Source organism: Terribacillus saccharophilus, from assembly GCF_002272075.1.
GTDB classification, from domain to species: Bacteria; Bacillota; Bacilli; order Bacillales; family Amphibacillaceae; genus Terribacillus; species Terribacillus saccharophilus_A.
In genome coordinates this window covers 263,508-281,194 of sequence record NZ_NPBJ01000013.1, presented here as the reverse complement: position 1 = coordinate 281,194, position 17,687 = coordinate 263,508, and the positions used below count along the sequence as shown (strand labels likewise).

Annotated in this window: 16 protein-coding genes; 15 read left to right on the top strand and 1 reads right to left on the bottom strand. The window is 42.5% G+C overall.

Annotation, left to right across the window (positions count from 1 at the left end):
• Positions 1-55: 55 nt before the first annotated feature.
• The 14 genes from CHH48_RS07565 (at position 56) to CHH48_RS07495 (ending at position 15,357) form a co-directional block, all read left to right on the top strand.
• The gene (locus CHH48_RS07565; RefSeq protein WP_095218521.1) at positions 56-823 is read left to right on the top strand and encodes an acetoin reductase; all 768 of its coding nucleotides are present in this window, start codon (positions 56-58) and stop codon (positions 821-823) included.
• Positions 824-949: 126 nt separating this feature from the next.
• Positions 950-1,306 carry a flagellar protein FlaG gene (flaG, locus tag CHH48_RS07560; RefSeq protein WP_095218520.1) on the top strand — a complete coding sequence of 119 codons (357 nt, stop codon included), beginning with the start codon at positions 950-952 and terminating at the stop codon, positions 1,304-1,306.
• A 15-nt stretch (positions 1,307-1,321) separates the two neighbouring features.
• Positions 1,322-2,845 (top strand): flagellar hook-associated protein 2, encoded by a 1,524-nt coding sequence (locus CHH48_RS07555; RefSeq protein ID WP_245840328.1) that lies wholly within the window; start codon positions 1,322-1,324, stop codon positions 2,843-2,845.
• Positions 2,846-2,867: 22 nt separating this feature from the next.
• The gene (fliS, locus tag CHH48_RS07550; RefSeq protein ID WP_095218519.1) at positions 2,868-3,266 is read left to right on the top strand and encodes a flagellar export chaperone FliS; all 399 of its coding nucleotides are present in this window, start codon (positions 2,868-2,870) and stop codon (positions 3,264-3,266) included.
• Positions 3,266-3,619, top strand: a complete 354-nt coding sequence (locus CHH48_RS07545; protein ID WP_095218518.1) for a flagellar protein FliT — start codon at positions 3,266-3,268, stop codon at positions 3,617-3,619. Before fliS ends, CHH48_RS07545 begins: the two co-directional genes overlap by 1 nt.
• A 175-nt stretch (positions 3,620-3,794) precedes the next feature.
• Complete coding sequence (gene hpf / locus CHH48_RS07540) at positions 3,795-4,367, top strand: ribosome hibernation-promoting factor, HPF/YfiA family (RefSeq protein ID WP_095218517.1); 573 nt, start codon at positions 3,795-3,797, stop codon at positions 4,365-4,367.
• 725 nt (positions 4,368-5,092) lie between these two features.
• The gene (gene secA / locus CHH48_RS07530) at positions 5,093-7,609 is read left to right on the top strand and encodes a preprotein translocase subunit SecA (protein ID WP_095218516.1); all 2,517 of its coding nucleotides are present in this window, start codon (positions 5,093-5,095) and stop codon (positions 7,607-7,609) included.
• Positions 7,610-7,701: 92 nt separating this feature from the next.
• Positions 7,702-8,800 (top strand): peptide chain release factor 2 gene (gene prfB, locus CHH48_RS07525; protein ID WP_099046372.1). Its coding sequence is split into 2 segments (ribosomal slippage): positions 7,702-7,764 and positions 7,766-8,800, totalling 1,098 coding nucleotides; the frame shifts between segments, so codons are not numbered across the junction.
• A 74-nt stretch (positions 8,801-8,874) separates the two neighbouring features.
• Positions 8,875-9,174: a c-type cytochrome gene (locus CHH48_RS19785; RefSeq protein WP_245840329.1), complete on the top strand. Its 300-nt coding sequence runs from the start codon at positions 8,875-8,877 to the stop codon at positions 9,172-9,174.
• A 283-nt stretch (positions 9,175-9,457) separates the two neighbouring features.
• Positions 9,458-10,144 carry a cell division ATP-binding protein FtsE gene (ftsE, locus tag CHH48_RS07515; protein WP_095218515.1) on the top strand — a complete coding sequence of 229 codons (687 nt, stop codon included), beginning with the start codon at positions 9,458-9,460 and terminating at the stop codon, positions 10,142-10,144.
• Positions 10,134-11,021, top strand: coding sequence for a permease-like cell division protein FtsX (ftsX, locus tag CHH48_RS07510; RefSeq protein ID WP_095218514.1), 888 nt, complete (start codon positions 10,134-10,136; stop codon positions 11,019-11,021). The genes ftsE and ftsX overlap by 11 nt, the downstream gene beginning before the upstream one ends.
• A gap of 47 nt (positions 11,022-11,068) precedes the next feature.
• Positions 11,069-12,475: a murein hydrolase activator EnvC family protein gene (locus CHH48_RS07505; RefSeq protein ID WP_095218513.1), complete on the top strand. Its 1,407-nt coding sequence runs from the start codon at positions 11,069-11,071 to the stop codon at positions 12,473-12,475.
• Between the two features lie 148 nt (positions 12,476-12,623).
• Positions 12,624-14,051 (top strand): S41 family peptidase, encoded by a 1,428-nt coding sequence (locus CHH48_RS07500; protein ID WP_095218547.1) that lies wholly within the window; start codon positions 12,624-12,626, stop codon positions 14,049-14,051.
• 112 nt (positions 14,052-14,163) lie between these two features.
• A complete protein-coding gene (locus CHH48_RS07495) occupies positions 14,164-15,357 on the top strand; it encodes a PDZ domain-containing protein (RefSeq protein ID WP_095218512.1) in 1,194 nt (397 codons plus the stop codon).
• A 79-nt stretch (positions 15,358-15,436) separates the two neighbouring features.
• Here the strand turns inward: CHH48_RS07495 and CHH48_RS07490 are convergent, their stop codons facing one another.
• On the bottom strand, positions 15,437-16,252 hold the full coding sequence (locus CHH48_RS07490; RefSeq protein WP_095218511.1) for a lipid II flippase Amj family protein: 816 nt from the start codon (positions 16,250-16,252) through the stop codon (positions 15,437-15,439).
• A 320-nt stretch (positions 16,253-16,572) separates the two neighbouring features.
• Here CHH48_RS07490 and CHH48_RS07485 point away from each other — a divergent pair, with 320 nt between their 5' ends.
• Positions 16,573-17,658: a WD40/YVTN/BNR-like repeat-containing protein gene (locus CHH48_RS07485; protein ID WP_095218510.1), complete on the top strand. Its 1,086-nt coding sequence runs from the start codon at positions 16,573-16,575 to the stop codon at positions 17,656-17,658.
• The last annotated feature ends 29 nt before the right edge of the window (positions 17,659-17,687 follow it).

Genomic DNA, 17,687 nt, shown 5'->3' with positions numbered 1-17,687 from the left:
CCTTTTCTACTAGTGGAAAAAGACTATTGAATTAGTAGAAAAGGAGCTGGTAGAAATGGCAAAAACAGCTGTAATTACAGGATCTGCACAAGGTATTGGGAAAGCAATTGCAACTAGGCTTGGGAATGATGGTTTTAACATTGTTATCAGTGATTTACAGGAAGACAAAGCTTCAGAGACAGTACAGGAATTGAAAGATAACGGTATTGAAGCGATTAGTATTCCGGCGAATGTAAGCAAACGGGATGATATGTTCCAGCTAGTGGAGAAGGCAGCAGAAGCATTTGGTTCTGTCGATGTGTTCGTCAATAATGCAGGTGTAGATCAAGTTGCTCCGATTTTAGAAGTGAGCGAAGATGATCTGAATAAAATATTCAGCATTAACGTGAATGGTACAGTGTTTGGTATGCAAGCAGCCGCTGAACAGATGAAGAAACAGGGTGGCGGGAAAATCATTAATGCCTGTTCCATTGCCGGTCATAAAGGTTTCAGCCTACTTGGTGCATATTCAGCTACCAAGTTTGCAGTTCGCGGTTTGACACAAGTTGCTGCTCAGGAACTGGCACAGGATAAAATTACAGTTAATGCTTACTGCCCAGGAGTTGTCGGCACTAGCATGTGGGAACGGATAGATGACAAAATGGTGGATTACATGGGACTAGAAAAAGGCCAGGCATTCGAGAAGTTCACGAATGATATTGCGCTTGGTCGCAGCGAGGAACCTGAAGATGTTGCCAAGTTCGTTTCCTATCTTGCTTCTGAAGACGCTGACTATATGACAGGTCAGGCAATTCTAATTGATGGTGGTATTGTATACAATTAATCTTCACATGTACGGGTACAGGTGGCTGTGCTCTTTTTTTTTGTGCTTTTTTACCCTTCCGCTATTCACATCTTACACATCCTGCCGATATAAAGAGAAACGCATGTGCAAGGAGTTGGCTTTTTGATGATAGACAAATTATCTTCTTCCGCTTCACAGCATGTTACACCACTGGCGGGCGAAAATCGACTCGCAGAGAGCGGAGTCATACATAAGCAGGAGTCCGCATCAAGCGGTTCCAAACCGTATAATGATTACGATAAATCAGATATTGAAAAAGTGATTGAAACAATGAATAAGTTTTTGGAACCAACCCATACAAACATGAAATTCGAACTCCATGAAGAGTTGGATCGATATTTTGTTACAGTGGTTGATTCCGATACACAGGAAGTCATAAAAGAAATTCCGCCTAAAAAGCTTTTGGATGGTTACGCAAAAATGGCCGAATTTATGGGACTTCTCGTTGATAAGAAAATATAAGGAGTAGGTGATTATATGGTAGATAGTATTTCAGGCAGTAACTCTATGCGTGTCGGAGGACTAGCCTCCGGAATCGATACGGATTCGTTAGTTGAACAATTAATGAATGCTGAGCGACAAAAATTATATAAGATGCAGCAAGAACAGACGAAATTAACATGGCAGCAGGACTCATATCGCGAAGTGAATACGTCTCTAAAGAGCTTTGACGATATGCTAACCAACATGAAGCTTTCAACTACTTATAATCAAAAGACTACAACTTCATCAAGCAGTGCTGTAACAGCAACTGCTGATTCTTCAGCCTCCAATGGATCCTATAGTATTGAAGTTACACAGGTAGCTACAGCTGCAATAAATGTGAGTACGGGTAGTGTTGGGGGGGATGATTTTAATCCTGATGAACCTATAGGAGAACAATTTACTGTTTCTTTTACAACTTACGATCAAGAAGGAACGGAAATCAAATACGATAAAACGTTTACGAGTAGTGATAGCTTGAATGATATTCTAAAAGATATTACGAATTCCAATGCAGGTGTCCGTGCTTCCTATGATACACAATCTGGTAAGGTAGTTATGGAAAAGAAGTACACGGGAGATCTTAACGAAGATATATACGATAATGATGGTAAACTACTCAGCCGGAATGCAGAAATTGATTTTGGCGCTGATAACGCATTTTTTTCTGGTTTCTTGAACTTGAAAAATGAAAATGAGTCAGGCGGTCAAAATGCAAAAATAACGTACAATGGCGTGTTAGATGTCGAGACTTCTAAAAACAGCTATTCACTGGGCGGCGTAACATTTAACTTTGTGGAAGAAACAAAAGGCCCAGTACGAGTCTCAGTCGATAACGATGTTGATGCTGCTTACGATAAAATTAAAGAATTTGTTGATAAATATAACGAGATTATAGAAGAAGTAAACGGGCGACTGGATGAGAAGGTATACAGAGACTATCCTCCTCTAACTGACGATCAGAAGAAAGAAATGTCAGAAGATGAAATCAAGCTTTGGGATGAAAAAGCGAAAAGTGGGATGTTAAAAGGCGATTCAGTTCTTCAGAACGGTCTTTTTTCAATGAGGAATGCTTGGTACAGTAATGTAGAAACAGGCGGAGAATATACTCAATTAGCACAAATAGGGATTACCACTTCCAAAGACTATCTTGAGAACGGAAAACTTGTGATAGATGAGAAGCAATTAAAAGATGCCTTACGTGAAAATCCAGATGGTGTTTACAAGTTATTCTCAAACAGTGCAGAAGGAGAGAGCCAAGGAATTTTGCAGCGTTTGGAGAAAACAGTAGATTCGACGATGGACAATATCTATAAAAAGGCCGGTAAATCGACATACACTAACGATCAGTTCACTATCGGTAAAAGGCTGGATGACGTTGAAAAGCGCATCGACGACTTCCAAGACTATCTTACCCAAACTGAAGATCGCTACTGGCGTCAATTCTCAGCCATGGAACAAGCCATCAGCCAAATGAATCAACAATCCGCTTATCTGACATCCAGCTTCGGCGGATAAGCGCTAAAGGAGTAATACAAACATGTCGGTACAAAATTACCAGGCGTATCAGCAAAATTCCGTTCAGACCGCTTCTCCAGGTGAGCTGACGCTCATGCTATACAACGGCTGTATCAAATTCATCAAATTTGCTCAGCAGGCAATTGAGAAGAAAGATATAGAGAGTAAGAACACAAACATCCAAAAAGCACAAAACATCGTGCGTGAGCTGATGATTACCCTTGATCCTGAAGTGCCAATCACAAAAGAAATCATGCCTTTGTATGATTTCATCAATCAGCAGCTTATCCAAGCAAATACGCATAATGATCTGCAAGCGCTCAGCAGTGCATTAGATTTAATCACTGATTTCCGTGACACATGGAAAGAAGTCGTAAAACAAACGCGCAAGCAGCAATTCGGCACAGGAGCATCTGTTTAATGAACCGGGTACAGGCTCTATATGACACGACTGCACAGTTGGATTCACTCGTCAGTCAGCCAGTAACGTCAGAAAATCGGGAAGAAGTCGTCAACTCTCTTACAGCACTTCTCGAGGTCCGCTCCGGTCAAATGGAAGAGCTGAAGCCTCCTTTTACGACGGAGGAAAATCTTTTGGGCAAAGAGCTGCTGCCGATGAATGACCGGATCAGCAAGCATGTCCAGGGAATATTCGACCAATTAAAGATTGATATACGTACCATCAAGAAACAGAAGCAATCCGGTAAGAAATATATAAACCCGTACGCTAGCATGCAGACGCTTGATGGGAGATTTCTCGATAAACGGAAATAAGGAGCACTTGAACCGATTCTGGTTCCGGTGCTTTTATTATGTAAAGTTTTGTTGTCCAAACCGTGACATATTTCGATTAAACTTCTTATTTTTCTGACTCTTTTCTTTGTTTATGAAGGTATTGTAAAGGGAATGTAGAAAGTATCCTCATAAGGATGAAAGGAGGACACTTGTTATGAAGTACAATATTCGTGGCGAGAATGTCGAGACTACAGAAGCAATCAAGGACTACATCGAGAAGAAGGTAGGCAAACTGGAGAGATATTTTGATTCCCCGGTAGATTCCGAGGTTCACGTAAACTTGAGTGTGCATAACAATGAGTCGAAGATTGAAGTGACGATTCCGATGAAGAATTTGCTATTGCGGGCAGAGGAAAGTCATGATGATCTATATGCTGCAATTGATCTGGTTGTAACGAAGCTGGAACGTCAGGTCAAGAAGCATAAGACGAAAGTGAACCGACGCTCCCGTCAAAGCGGAGATGCACCGAAGCATGCATTCGCTGCAATGGAGAATGAAAGTGCAGCAAGTGCTGTCGTCGCGGCGGAGGAAGAGGAAGATCTGAGTCCGTACGAAATTGTACGAAACAAGCGTTTTGACTTAAAACCGATGGATTCCGAGGAAGCGATCCTGCAGATGGATATGCTAGGGCACAGCTTCTTTGTTTATACAAACTCAGCGAGTGGAGACACAAATGTCGTCTACAAGCGTAAAGATGGAAGATACGGGCTTATTGAGCCTAGTTAATGAAAAATAGATCAGGGCAGACGCAAATGCGTCTGCCCTTTGTAATTTAGCTCGTTTTGCAAAAACGGATAAGGGATATCTCAAAATCACGTAGAAATCGGGATGAAAGCTGTCGGATGATGGCGAATTCTTGTATTTTATGGAGAAAGTCCTTCGGTGTTTTACGAAAACGGTCGTTTTTCCTTTCAAAAGCGTCATGATATAAATAAGTCAGCTACAACAAAAGGAGGTACTGACCATCAGAGATTCAGATTATGCTGTCCACCGAGTCTCCCATTCCCAACTCACACAGCATGAGCATACGATCACACAGCTGCTCGAGATCATCGCAGCGACCAATCGAAGGCTGGCGGAACTTCAATGGAAGCAAGAGCAGCTCGAACGCTGGTGCATCGAACAAATGCAACGGGATCTGTCCTCCAGATCGCGTGTCTTCTGAGGGGCGGTCTCCTTTTCCCCGCAAGACTCCACCAGGATAATCGCAGCCTCCTCCCTTGGGGCTGCGCTTTCCAACTGATGGTGGCATTCATGCGGCTGGAGTAGCGATTACAATATTGCGAATGTCTGACATGGCAATCCTTCCATGTTTAGCGGCGTCCTGGGACTGGGCGCCGCTGTTTTTTTGTTTTTGGAAGTAGCTGGTTTCCCTTTCTTGTAAACCGCCAAACCTAGTGTTATTATTATTTTTGGACTATACTTTTTTGATTTAAAAGAGGAGCGTTATTATGCGTGGACTACTTAAACGGGTGTTTGGAGACGGTACGCAAAAGCAAGTCAGCCGTGCCCAGAAAACAGCCGAACAAATAGAAACATTAGCAGATGAATATCGAGCATATACAGATGAACAATTAAAAGAGAAGACTAATGAATTTAAAAAGCGCTATCAGGATGGAGAGTCTTTGGATGACTTGCTGCCAGAAGCATTTGCAACTGTAAGGGAAGCGGCTGAGCGTGTACTTGGCATGCGACCTTTCCATGTCCAGTTGCTAGGTGGTATTGCTATTCATGGCGGTAACATCGCTGAGATGAAAACAGGGGAAGGTAAAACACTTGCAAGTACGCTCCCAGCTTACTTGAACGCTTTATCTGGCGAAGGTGTGCATGTTGTCACAGTCAATGACTATCTTGCCGGTCGTGATGCAGAGAATAACCGTCCGTTATTCGAATTTCTTGGTCTGACTGTCGGACAGAACGGTGCTGGTATGACACGTGAACAGAAGCAGGAAGCTTATGCAGCAGATATCACGTACAGCACGAATAACGAGCTTGGCTTTGACTATTTGCGTGATAACATGGTGCTGTATAAGAATCAAATGGTTCAGCGTCCGCTTAATTTTGCTATCATTGATGAGGTCGATTCCATTTTGATCGATGAAGCGCGGACACCGCTTATCATTTCCGGTTCAGCTGCAAAATCAGCAAGTCTGTACACACAAGCTAACTCCTTTGTGCGTGTGTTAAAGATGGAAGAAGATTATACGAACGATGTCAAAACGAAATCTGTTCTTCTGACGGAAGAAGGCATCAACAAGGCGGAGAAATTCTTCGGCCTGGAAAACTTATTCGATCTGAAGAATGTATCTATCACGCATCATATCAATCAGGCATTGAAAGCCCATGTAACGATGCAGCGTGATACGGATTATGTTGTGGAAGACGAAGAAGTCATCATCGTTGATAGCTTCACAGGACGTTTGATGAAGGGACGTCGTTACAGCGACGGTCTTCACCAAGCAATTGAGGCGAAGGAAGGTCTTCAGATCCAGAATGAAAGCATGACGCTGGCATCGATCACTTTCCAGAACTACTTCCGTATGTACAAAAAGCTTGCCGGTATGACTGGTACAGCAAAAACAGAGGAAGAAGAGTTCCGCAATATTTATAATATGGACGTGCTTCAGATTCCTACGAACAGAGATATCACACGTCAGGATAAATCTGATTACATCTTCAAATCCATGGAAGGCAAGTTCCGTTCGGTTGTGGAAGAAATCAAGGCCCGCCACGAAACAGGTCAGCCTGTGCTTGTCGGTACAGTAGCTGTTGAGACTTCTGAGCTGATCAGCAAGCTGTTAAAACGTGCGGGTGTACCGCATAATGTATTGAATGCGAAGAACCACCATCGTGAAGCGGAGATCATCGAGGATGCCGGTCAAAAAGGTGCAGTAACAATCGCAACGAACATGGCTGGTCGTGGTACGGACATCAAGTTAGGTGAAGGTGTATTGGAGCTTGGCGGTCTTGCTGTTATCGGGACAGAGCGTCATGAATCCCGCCGTATTGATAACCAGCTTCGCGGTCGTGCGGGACGTCAAGGTGACCCTGGTGTGACACAGTTCTACTTGTCTATGGAAGATGAACTCATGCGCCGTTTCGGTTCCGACAACATGCGCAATATGATGGATCGTCTGGGTATGGATGACAGCACGCCGATCGAGAGTAAGATGGTATCACGTGCTGTGGAATCGGCTCAGAAGCGAGTGGAAGGTAATAACTTCGACTCCCGTAAAACAGTTCTTTCTTATGATGATGTTCTTCGCGAACAGCGGGAAATCATTTACAAACAGCGCTTTGAGGTAATCGATAGTGAGGATCTCAAAGCTATAGTAGATGAAATGGTCCGGGATACAGTCCATATGGTTGTCCAAGCGCATACTGCCGACGATTCAGATGAGACTTGGGAGTTGGATGCATTAGTGGAATATGCACATGCTAACTTGCTTCCGCAGGACAAGCTGAGAGTCGATGAGCTGAAGAACAAAGACGAAGAAGAGATCGAAGAATTGCTGCTTAAGAAAATCGGAGAGCATTTGAAACAGAAAGAAGAAGAAATGGCTCCGGATCAAATGCGCGAGTTCGAAAAAGTCATCTTGCTTCGTACGGTTGATACGAAATGGATGGATCATATCGATCAGATGGATCAGCTTCGCCAAGGTATCCACTTGCGCGCGTATGGTCAGAACGATCCGCTTCGTGAATACCAGCTGGAAGGCTACAATATGTTCGAAGCGATGATCACTTCCATTAAGGAAGAAGTCACTCGTTACGTTCTGAAAGCAGAAATCCGCGATAACCTGCAGCGTGAAGAAGTTGCGAAAGGTGTCCAAGCTGTCAGTGGCGATGATACACAAGCTGATAAGAAAAAGAAAAAAGCTCCAGTCGTCAAAGGCGATACGATAGGACGGAATGACCCATGCCCATGCGGCAGCGGTAAGAAATACAAGAACTGTCATGGTCAGTGATTTTGACAAACCCGTGCAAGTTGTTGCGCGGGTTCTGTCACGGTCATAGAGTATAATAGTGTTTGTTACAGACTTATATGAGGTGAGAGAAAATGGAATTAGCAGAAATCAGAAATGAACTTGATCGAATGGAAAAACAACTAACTGACTTTAGGGGGTCTCTTTGACTTAGATCAAAAGAAAGCCCGTATTGCTGAGTTAGAGGATCGGATGCTTGAGCCTACATTCTGGGATGATCAGCAAGGAGCTCAGAAAGTCATCAATGAATCCAATGGCTTGAAGGAATCAGTGGATGGCTATGAAAAGCTATTATCCCAGCATGAAGATTTGGATGTTAGTTTCGAATTGGTGAAAGAAGAAGACGACGCAGATCTTCGCGCTGAGTTGGAGGAAGAAATCGTCTCCATGCGTGAAGCACTTGATGAATTTGAACTGCTCATGCTTCTAAGTGAGCCATACGATAAAAACAATGCAATTCTAGAGTTGCACCCAGGTGCCGGCGGAACGGAATCTCAGGACTGGGCGAGTATGCTGCTTCGTATGTACACGCGTTGGGCTGAGAAGCATAATTGCAAAGTGGAGACACTAGATTACCTTCCTGGTGAGGAAGCTGGTGTGAAAAGTGTAACGCTGTTGATCAAAGGTTTGAATGCATATGGTTATTTGAAGGCTGAAAAAGGGGTGCACCGTCTTGTGCGTATTTCCCCATTTGACAGTTCAGGACGCCGTCATACATCGTTTGTCTCTTGTGATGTAATGCCAGAATTCGATGATGATATCGATGTAGACATTCGGACAGAGGATTTGAAAATCGATACGTACCGTTCCAGCGGTGCCGGCGGACAGCACGTCAATACGACGGATTCTGCCGTAAGGATTACGCATCTTCCTACTAATACTGTCGTGACATGTCAATCGGAGCGTTCTCAGATTAAAAACCGCGAGCACGCGATGAAGATGCTGAAAGCGAAGTTGTACCAGCTTGAGATTGAGAAACAGCAGCAAGAGCTGAACGAAATTCGCGGCGAACAAAAAGAAATTGGCTGGGGAAGCCAAATTCGTTCCTATGTATTCCATCCATATTCCATGGTAAAAGATCATCGGACGAATGAAGAATCCGGAAATACACAAGCTGTAATGGACGGACAGCTGGATCCATTCATCAATGCGTACTTGCGTTCCACAATTTAAGGGCATTTCGTAATGTTCCTGTAACATAACAAGCTGAACCGTTATTCCATCTAAAAGAAAAGGATGCGATTCTCTTGAAAAAGCTAGCTTTAACTGGCTCGAGCCTTGTGGTTATACTTTTTCTAGCCGCTTGCGGTAATAGCGATAATACGGCTGAAACACCGCAAGAATCGTTTGAGAACAACTGTGCCATGTGCCACGGTCAGGACTTGAGCGGCGGCAATGGCGGTCCTCCGCTTGATAATCTTGGTTCTACGTATACAAAGGAAGAACTAGTGGATATCATGGAAAACGGCAAAGGCGGCATGCCTGCCGGGCAAGCTGAAGGTGAAGAGGCGGAAAAAATCGCCGAATGGCTCCAAGAACAGCAGTAATAATAAAATGACAAATACCCATACACAAGCTGTATGGGTATTTTGTTGTATTTTTTCTACATAGTAACGAGTGGTTACGACAAGATACTGCGCAAAATATTTCAAAAACCAAGCCTATTGTCATATATTGAAACACAAATGTAATATTAATATGTCTAAAAAAACAGGAATTAGATGTTATAATGGTTTCAGGTTTGAGAGCTTTTTCGATTGCTTTCGCCAATGTTCGACATACTTAGTTGATAAATTAGCAGATTAGAATAAAAACAAAGGTGAGTTAAACATGATAGATATGAAGGGTGTGCATAAGACGTATTCCAATGGCGTCACAGCGCTTAATGGTGTCGACGTGCATATCGACAGTGGGGAATTCGTGTATTTAGTAGGACCGAGCGGAGCCGGAAAATCGACCTTCGTGAAGATGATCTTCCGTGGTGAGAAACCGAGCACCGGTATCGTGAAAGTAGATAACAAAGATTTGAGTACGTATAAAGAACGCCAAATTCCAAAAGTTAGAAGGAAAATCGGTGTTGTGTACCAGGATTTCAAATTGCTTCCGAAACTGACAATCTATGAAAATGTTGCTTTTGCTCTGGAAGTAATAGAAGAGACTCCTAAAGTAATCCGAGATCGTGTAATGGAAGTGCTCGATCTTGTCGGAATAAAAGATAAAGCTAGATCGTTTCCTGATGAGCTTTCCGGCGGGGAACAGCAGCGTGTGGCAATTGCCCGGGCAATTGCGAATAACCCGAAGGTCGTCATAGCTGACGAGCCGACAGGTAACTTGGATCCAGAAACATCCTGGGGCATCATGAAGGTGCTGGAGGATGTCAATAACAAAGGAACGACAATCATCATGGCTACACACAGTAAAGAAATCGTAAATACGATTAAGAAACGTGTCATCGCCATCGAAAACGGCCGCATTGTCCGTGACGAAGCGGGAGGTGACTACGGGTATGAAATTTAATACCGCGAAACGCCATCTGCGTGAAGGATCAAAGAACATCTTCCGTAACGGCTGGATGACCATCGCCTCGATTGGGGCGGTAACGGTAACATTGATTTTGGTCGGTGTTTTCCTAGCAGTAGTATTCAACTTAAATCAATTCGCTTCCAATATCGAATCAGATGTTGAAATGAGCGTTTACTTGGACCCTACACTTGCTGAGGATCAAGTACAATCGATCCAAGATCAGCTCGAATCGATCGATAAGGTTGGTTCTGTAACATATTCCTCAAAAGAAGAACAGTTAAACCAGCTCATGGAAGATATGGGACAAACAGAATGGGATTTGTTTGAACAAGACAACCCATTGAGTGACACGTATATTGTTAAGACGTCCGATCCGCATGATATTGCTTCTGTTTCAGATGAGATTTCGAAACTGGATGGAGTAGACAAAGTGGATTACGGACAAGGAACGGTAGAGAATCTCTTTGCTGTAAACAAGTACGCTCGGATTATCGGTGCGGTCTTGATCGTTGGTCTAGTGTTCACGGCCATCTTCCTAATTTCAAATACAATTAAGATAACAATCATTGCCAGAAGCAGAGAAATCGGCATCATGAAACTGGTTGGTGCAACAAACTCCTTCATCCGCTGGCCATTCTTTATTGAAGGTCTGCTACTCGGAGTATTGGGCGCAATCGTTCCAGTCGCACTAGTGCTTGGCGGGTACTACTACCTGTCGAACAACTTGACGGATAACATCAGTATCGGTTTCGTCGAGATTCTCCCTTATGCACCATTCGCTTTCCAGCTTGCAGCTATCCTGCTGGCAATCGGCGCGATTATCGGTGTTTGGGGAAGTGTCATGAGTGTCCGTAAATTTCTTAAAGTCTAAATAACCTACCATATATGCTTTAAAGGAAGAAAGGGAATGAGAGAAGAATGAAGAAGATGATCAAGCCTGTTCTTGTAGCTGTTCTAGCTGCGGGAGCAATCCTACATACTCCGATTCACACGTTCGCGAAATCCTCATCTGATATACAGAGCGAGATAGATGATCTGCAAAAGAAGCAAGAGGAAAACAGCAATAAGCAAAGCGAACTCGAGGGTCAAATTAATAATGCAGAGTCCGAACAGTCCGATAATCTGGCTGAACAGGATAACCTTTTGGCGAAGCTGGATGATTTGAACAACCAGATCGACAAGAATGAAAATGCATTGAATGATAAAGAAGATGAAATCACCGAAACAAACGAGAAGATCGAAAAGATCTCTGGTGAAATCGTAGAAACAGAAGATGATATCGACAAGCGTGAAGATAAATTGTCTGACCGTCTAGTCAGCATTCAGCAAAACGGCGGAGATGTTCAGTACTTGCAAGTATTGATGGGCTCCAAAAACTTTGGTGATATGGTAAACCGTCTGAACGCGGTAACTACAATCATGGATTCTGATAAGGAACTGCTGAACGGCTACATCCAAGCAAAACAAAAGCTTGAAGATCAAAAGCAGCAGCGCGAAGATGAAAAGCAGAACCTGCAGGATCAAAAAGATAAACTGGTAGATATCAAATCTGACTTGAAAGCTCAAGCAAGCGAGCAAGAAGACTTGAAACAACAGCTTGAGGATGAATATTCGAAGCTTGAAGATCAAATTCTTTCTGCTGAAGAACAGAAGGAGTTAGCAGCTAACCAGGCTGAAGCACTTCGTCTAGCACAGGAAGATGCAGAATCTGAACAAGCTGATTTGGCAGCACAGGAAAAAGCAGCAGCAGAAGCGAAAGCTGCGGCAGCTGCAGCTCAAAAAGCAGCAGAGAGCAAGCAGGAGTCTTCTTCCTCCAGCTCTAAATCAAGCAGTTCTTCTAAGAGCAGCAGTTCAAGTAAGGCAAGTAACTCAAGCAGTTCTAGCAGCTCATCCAGTGCTAAATCAGCACAAGCTGGTATCTTCTCTTGGCCAGCACAAGGTCGCCTAAGCTCTGGATTCGGAGTACGTAATGATCCATTCGGAAGCGGATCTACTGGTAATCATTATGGACAAGATATCGCTAACGCAACTGGTACTCCAATACATGCAGCGGCAGATGGCAGGGTTTCTCGCAGTGGTACAATGAATGGATACGGAAATGTAATCATCGTTACGCATTCCATAAATGGTCGTACGTATGAAACATTATACGGACACTTGAGCAGCCGTGAAGTATCTGTAGGAGAAAAGGTCTCCAGAGGACAGGAAATTGCGAAAATGGGTAACACTGGAGCATCAACAGGTTCTCACCTTCACTTTGAAATACATGAAGGTACATGGAACGGTGCGAAAAGTAACGCAGTAGACCCAATGAAATATTTCTAATATCAGAATTAAAAAAGGCATTCTCCAATAATGGAGATGCCTTTTTTACATCAATTGTTTCTTTTAGTGATAAGATAGAGGAAGTTTAGCATAATAGTAGAATTAACGGATTGGACAAGTGGAGAAAGGATGAGAGGCGAACGTGCAGATTAGAAAAGCGACGTCGATAATAGCAATCATTGTGGCATTGGTAGTTGGGGCAGGGGGAAGTTATGCCTTTACATCATATGTAGATAAGAAGGGGACTGGTATCCAATCTGCTTCAGAAGATACGAGTGGTCTAACTGAGGTGGAGAACGCTTACCAGCTTATTAAGGATAATGCATTGGCCAAACCAGATGCACAGCAGCTTCAGGACGGTGCAATTCAGGGAATGCTGGAAACACTGGATGATCCGTACAGCTCCTTCCTGGATGAAGAGTCTTCAACGCAGCTGAATCAGCAGCTGGAATCTTCGTTTGAAGGTATCGGAGCAGAAGTGAGTATGGTGGATAAACAGGTGACAATTGTGGCTCCTATTAAGGATTCACCTGCAGAGGATGCCGGTTTACGGCCGAACGACCAAGTGCTGGAAGTGGATGGGGATTCTTTGCAGGGGCTGGATCTGCAAGAAGCAGTAAATAAAATCCGCGGTGAAAAAGGGACAACTGTTACATTATCCGTCAAGAGACCAGGTGTTTCCGAAGAATTGAAGATCGATGTAACCCGGGATGAAATTCCAGTTGAAACTGTCTATGCGGATACAAAAGAAGTGGACGGCAAAAAAGCTGGTGTCTTAGAAATCACATCATTCTCTGAGAGCACGGCTGATGAATTCAAGACAGCGTTGGATAAGCTGGAGCAAGAAGGTATTGAGGGTTTAACCATCGACGTTCGTGGTAATCCAGGTGGAATTCTAACGACTGTAGAAGATATTCTGAAGAACTTTGTACCAAGTGATAAGCCATATTTACAGATTGAAGATAAGAACGGTGAGAAGCAGAAGTTTTATACTGAATTAAAAGAGAAGAAGGATTATCCAATCAATGTCCTAATTGATGAAGGAAGTGCTTCCGCTTCCGAAATTCTTGCAGGTGCAATGAATCAGGCAGGCGATTACGAGTTAATTGGGAAAACGACATTCGGAAAAGGTACTGTACAGCAAACCGTACCATTGGAGAATGAGTCCATGCTCAAACTGACTCTATACAAATGGCTGACACCGAATGGAGATTGGATCCATGAAAAAGGTATCAAGCCAACTGTTGAAGTTAATCAGCCAGAGTACTTCTATAGTTCTCCAATCCAATTGGATGAAAATGAGAAGCTGGCATTCAATGATAACAATGACAAGATCAAGAATTTGCAAATCATGCTGGACGGTCTCGGATATGACCCGAGCCGTAAAGACGGTTATTTCAACGAGAAAACGGAAACAGCAGTCAAGCAGTTCCAGCAGGATAATGATTTGCAAGGCACAGGTGAAGTTGATCAAGAAACAGCAGATTTGCTTCAAACGAAAATCATCGAGCAGGTACGTGACGGCAAGCATGATAACCAAATGGACAAAGCGCTGCAGGAGCTCTTTGCTAATTAAAACGAAGCCTCCCTTCATACGGGAGGCTTTTTCTATTGGCATAGGAAAACAGGGAGTATCATGTTAGAATAGACAATATACATAAGAGTTGGTTTATAGGGAGAGACACACAATGGTGAATGATTGGTTGACCGAACTGCTTTATGGGATCGGAAACTTCTTTTTAAATCCGCTGCTTTATTGGGCAGTGCTGCTGACTCTGTTCGTTTCCAACCGCAGAATCAGAAAAGAGCGGAACAACTTTGGTACGAAGGTATTTGGTTTCGGCAAAGAGTGGACAGGCACATGGGTTCTGTCGCTCATTTTCGGACTTTTGCTTACTGCTGTGAGTGTAGGAGCGGGAATCGTCATTGCGCCCGCTGTTGTATTCTTAGTCAGCGCTGTTACGATTTTGCTGACGCTGCTGCTCCGTTTCACATGGCTGTCATCAGCTTATATATTTGGATTCAGTTTTCTGCTAGCTTTGGGCGCAGCGCCATACGCTGCTGATTATTTGCCGAATGGATGGGCAGATAACTTGTCAGGTCTTAATTGGATCAGCTTTGCGATTATTATGAGCATCGTTATGCTGGCAGAAGCTGTGCTGCTGCTCACAACCAAACAAGAGGATACGCTACCAGAGCTGGTGAAAGGTCCGCGCGGTCGTTGGATCGGTCAACACCGTTTCCGTAAGCTGCTGTTCATTCCATTCTTCTTGTTAGTGCCAGCGGGCGCAATTGAGCCATTCGCTCCATGGTGGCCTTTCTTCCATCTGAACGGATCAAGCTATGGACTGCTGCTAGTTCCGCTGCTGACTGGTGTAGATGGTTTTGCAAAAGGTCGTCCTGCATTCATTGAGGCTCGTAAACAAGGGAAGATGGTCTTACTACTAGCGCTGCTTACTCTTGCAGTAAGCTTGGCAAGTATGTACTCCTATTACTTCGCGATTGCAGCTTTCATTATCGCGCTTATTGGCAGAGAGGCCATCACGCTCTCCTTCCGGAACAAAGAGCGCAAACGTGCGATGTATTACACGGAGAGCAGCAGTGGGATGTTTGTTCTTGCTGTCATTCCTGAAAGTCCAGCTGACAGGCTTGGTCTGCTGCCGGGTGAACAAATTGAAAAAGTGAATGGCGTCCGTGTAGCGACGGAACGAGCATTCTATGAAGCAGTACAATCTAACAGTCAATATTGCAAAATGGAAATCCGGGATGAACAAGGTGAAATACGGATTAAACAGCGCGCTATGTATGAAGGCGAGCCGCATGAGCTTGGTATCATTTTTGTTCAGGAACAGCATAAGAAAGCTGTGCCTATTAGCAGTTAATCCCGTTAATTAAAAATAAAAGCCCACTTAGCTGATTCCAGTTAAGTGGGCTTTTATTATTTTAAGCTCGGAATAACACTTACGCAATGAATTTTGTGAACCATGCTATGTATTCTGCTCCCCATATAAAGAATACTTGAGCAAGTAATGTTCCCAACAGCCTGGACGTTACCATCATTAGTGACATGCTTTTTAGTTTGTTATAACTTCCTTTTCCATTTACGATATCGTCTGCTATAACAGACAATTTAGGATCAATAAAAACAACCAATAATATTGTCGCCATTCCATTTATCAATCCTGATGCCATGATTGCTGTAGTCTCTCTCTCAGGTGCTAATAAAGATGCATATAAAGCAGCTAACACGCCGATTGTATAGATTGCGGTAATAAACATATTTACGAGGAAGAGCCTTATTGGAATATCTTTCACTTTCAAATCCCGTAAATAAGAATACTTCGGAAGACTAAAATGCGTTACGCTGCGCTTTATGTAATGTAATGAAAAAATCCTTTTCATTAAAGAAGGAACAGAACCTTTTTCTTCTGATAAATGAATGATTGCTCTTGAAAATAGTGCGATGAAAGTAGGAAGTAAAATAATGCCGAGAGCTGTACCAACTGTTGATGCTCCAATAAGGAAACGGAATTGAGTCTCTACAAATTCTAACTTATTTTCTTCTGGTGCATTATCGATTAAACTTCCTAAGAATGGCTGCTGCATCGTATTCGACAATCTTGATACAATGACCATTATGTTAAAGAGTGATAAAGCTGATGCGATCATTTTGACTCTTGCACCAGATAATCTTACAGCATAAGCGAGTGTTTCTATAGAATGAATGATAAAAATAAACAAAGCGATAAACAGTAATTTTTCGGTTATAAGTTCCATTGCGTTACCTTCTTTTTGTAAGTTGACTACAGTACTCTATCAAATTATTCTAGTCTTTAGAGAGAGATAGTACCATAAAAGGAAAAAAATATCTATAGCGGGAATTTGAAATTAGATGAGCATAGGGGGAGCGCTACTTTTAGCTGTGAGGATAGCTCAAGAATATGAGTCTTGTAAGTAATAAATTTGAAGAGACTATAGATTCCTCTATAAATTCCTGATTTTATCAATAACTACAATAGTATTCCTTTTTTGTTATTTATTAACTGTAAATAATATGTTAAAATGTCATAGAATAGTTAATTATACAGGAGGAAAATATGATTAGATCTTTTAAAAAAATCGCGGCAGCTTTTGTAATTATTTCAATGTTGGGTTTAATTTATGATATTGACTTTCACAGTAACAAAGTTTTAGCGAATACTAGTTTACCGATGGATGGTGCTTCTCTTACAAAAGAGGTAGGAGATATCAGTCATTATAATTTTGTAGGTCACTCTAGTGTTAGGAGTTATGAGGATAATCGGTGGACTTACAAATCTACTTCAAAAGAAATAAAGGATGTTAAATCTTTTGATGGTAAAACGATGTACGCTACGACAGACGACGGATACAATGCGGAAATTCTTAAATGGGATTCAAGTACATTTGAATGGAATACGGTAGGAAGTTTTAGAGGAGGACCCATTTTCGATATAGTTGGATCTGACAATAATATACTTGCAACTGGTGGTGGTGAATCATTAACTAATGGAATAAATTCTAGTGTTTACACATCAGTGAACGGAGATAGCGATTGGTCTAATAAATTTGGCGGCTATAAGTCAAAAAAAGGTAATTACTCTACTAGCGGTTATGTAGGCATTGTCTATACCGGGGTTGCTGTAAATGAAAAAATTCTTATGTTTGGTAACTCTTATGCTACTAATTATATTAGTGAAACTTTAGATGGTATCACTTTTAATAAGAAATCCACTTTTGACGGCCTCTATAAGGATGCCATATACAACGGAGATAAAGTGGTTGCAGTTGGACAACATTCTGGTGGTACATATAGCGGATACGGATTAGTAGCTGTTTCTGAGGATGAAGGTAATTCATTTGAAACAATAACACTTGGTTATAACTCTCCTATGAATGCTGTAGACTATAAAGACGGCGTATATGTTGCAGTAGGATCTAAGGGATCTACGTATTATTCTAGTGATGCTCTAAATTGGACTAAAGCAGTTACCAATACAAAAGAAACTCTTCATGATGTAGAGTGGGACGAATTAAATCAAAGATTTGTTGCAGTAGGAGACTCTGGAACAGTTTTACTTTCTTTAGATGGGGAGAAATGGGTATCAATTGATAGTGGAACTACCACTGATATTCAAGGAATTGTCATGTTAGATAAAAGATAAAAAGATGGGCTGGGAATTGACATTTCCCA

Bases quoted from the DNA above. Each gene is read 5' to 3' on its own strand.
- CHH48_RS07565 (WP_095218521.1), top strand. From the start codon at position 56: ATGGCAAAAACAGCTGTAATTACAGGATCTGCACAAGGTATTGGGAAA.
- flaG (WP_095218520.1), top strand. From the start codon at position 950: ATGATAGACAAATTATCTTCTTCCGCTTCACAGCATGTTACACCACTG.
- CHH48_RS07555 (WP_245840328.1), top strand. From the start codon at position 1,322: ATGGTAGATAGTATTTCAGGCAGTAACTCTATGCGTGTCGGAGGACTA.
- fliS (WP_095218519.1), top strand. From the start codon at position 2,868: ATGTCGGTACAAAATTACCAGGCGTATCAGCAAAATTCCGTTCAGACC.
- CHH48_RS07545 (WP_095218518.1), top strand. From the start codon at position 3,266: ATGAACCGGGTACAGGCTCTATATGACACGACTGCACAGTTGGATTCA.
- hpf (WP_095218517.1), top strand. From the start codon at position 3,795: ATGAAGTACAATATTCGTGGCGAGAATGTCGAGACTACAGAAGCAATC.
- secA (WP_095218516.1), top strand. From the start codon at position 5,093: ATGCGTGGACTACTTAAACGGGTGTTTGGAGACGGTACGCAAAAGCAA.
- ftsE (WP_095218515.1), top strand. From the start codon at position 9,458: ATGATAGATATGAAGGGTGTGCATAAGACGTATTCCAATGGCGTCACA.
- ftsX (WP_095218514.1), top strand. From the start codon at position 10,134: ATGAAATTTAATACCGCGAAACGCCATCTGCGTGAAGGATCAAAGAAC.
- CHH48_RS07505 (WP_095218513.1), top strand. From the start codon at position 11,069: ATGAAGAAGATGATCAAGCCTGTTCTTGTAGCTGTTCTAGCTGCGGGA.
- CHH48_RS07495 (WP_095218512.1), top strand. From the start codon at position 14,164: ATGGTGAATGATTGGTTGACCGAACTGCTTTATGGGATCGGAAACTTC.
- CHH48_RS07490 (WP_095218511.1), bottom strand. From the start codon at position 16,252: ATGGAACTTATAACCGAAAAATTACTGTTTATCGCTTTGTTTATTTTT.
- CHH48_RS07485 (WP_095218510.1), top strand. From the start codon at position 16,573: ATGATTAGATCTTTTAAAAAAATCGCGGCAGCTTTTGTAATTATTTCA.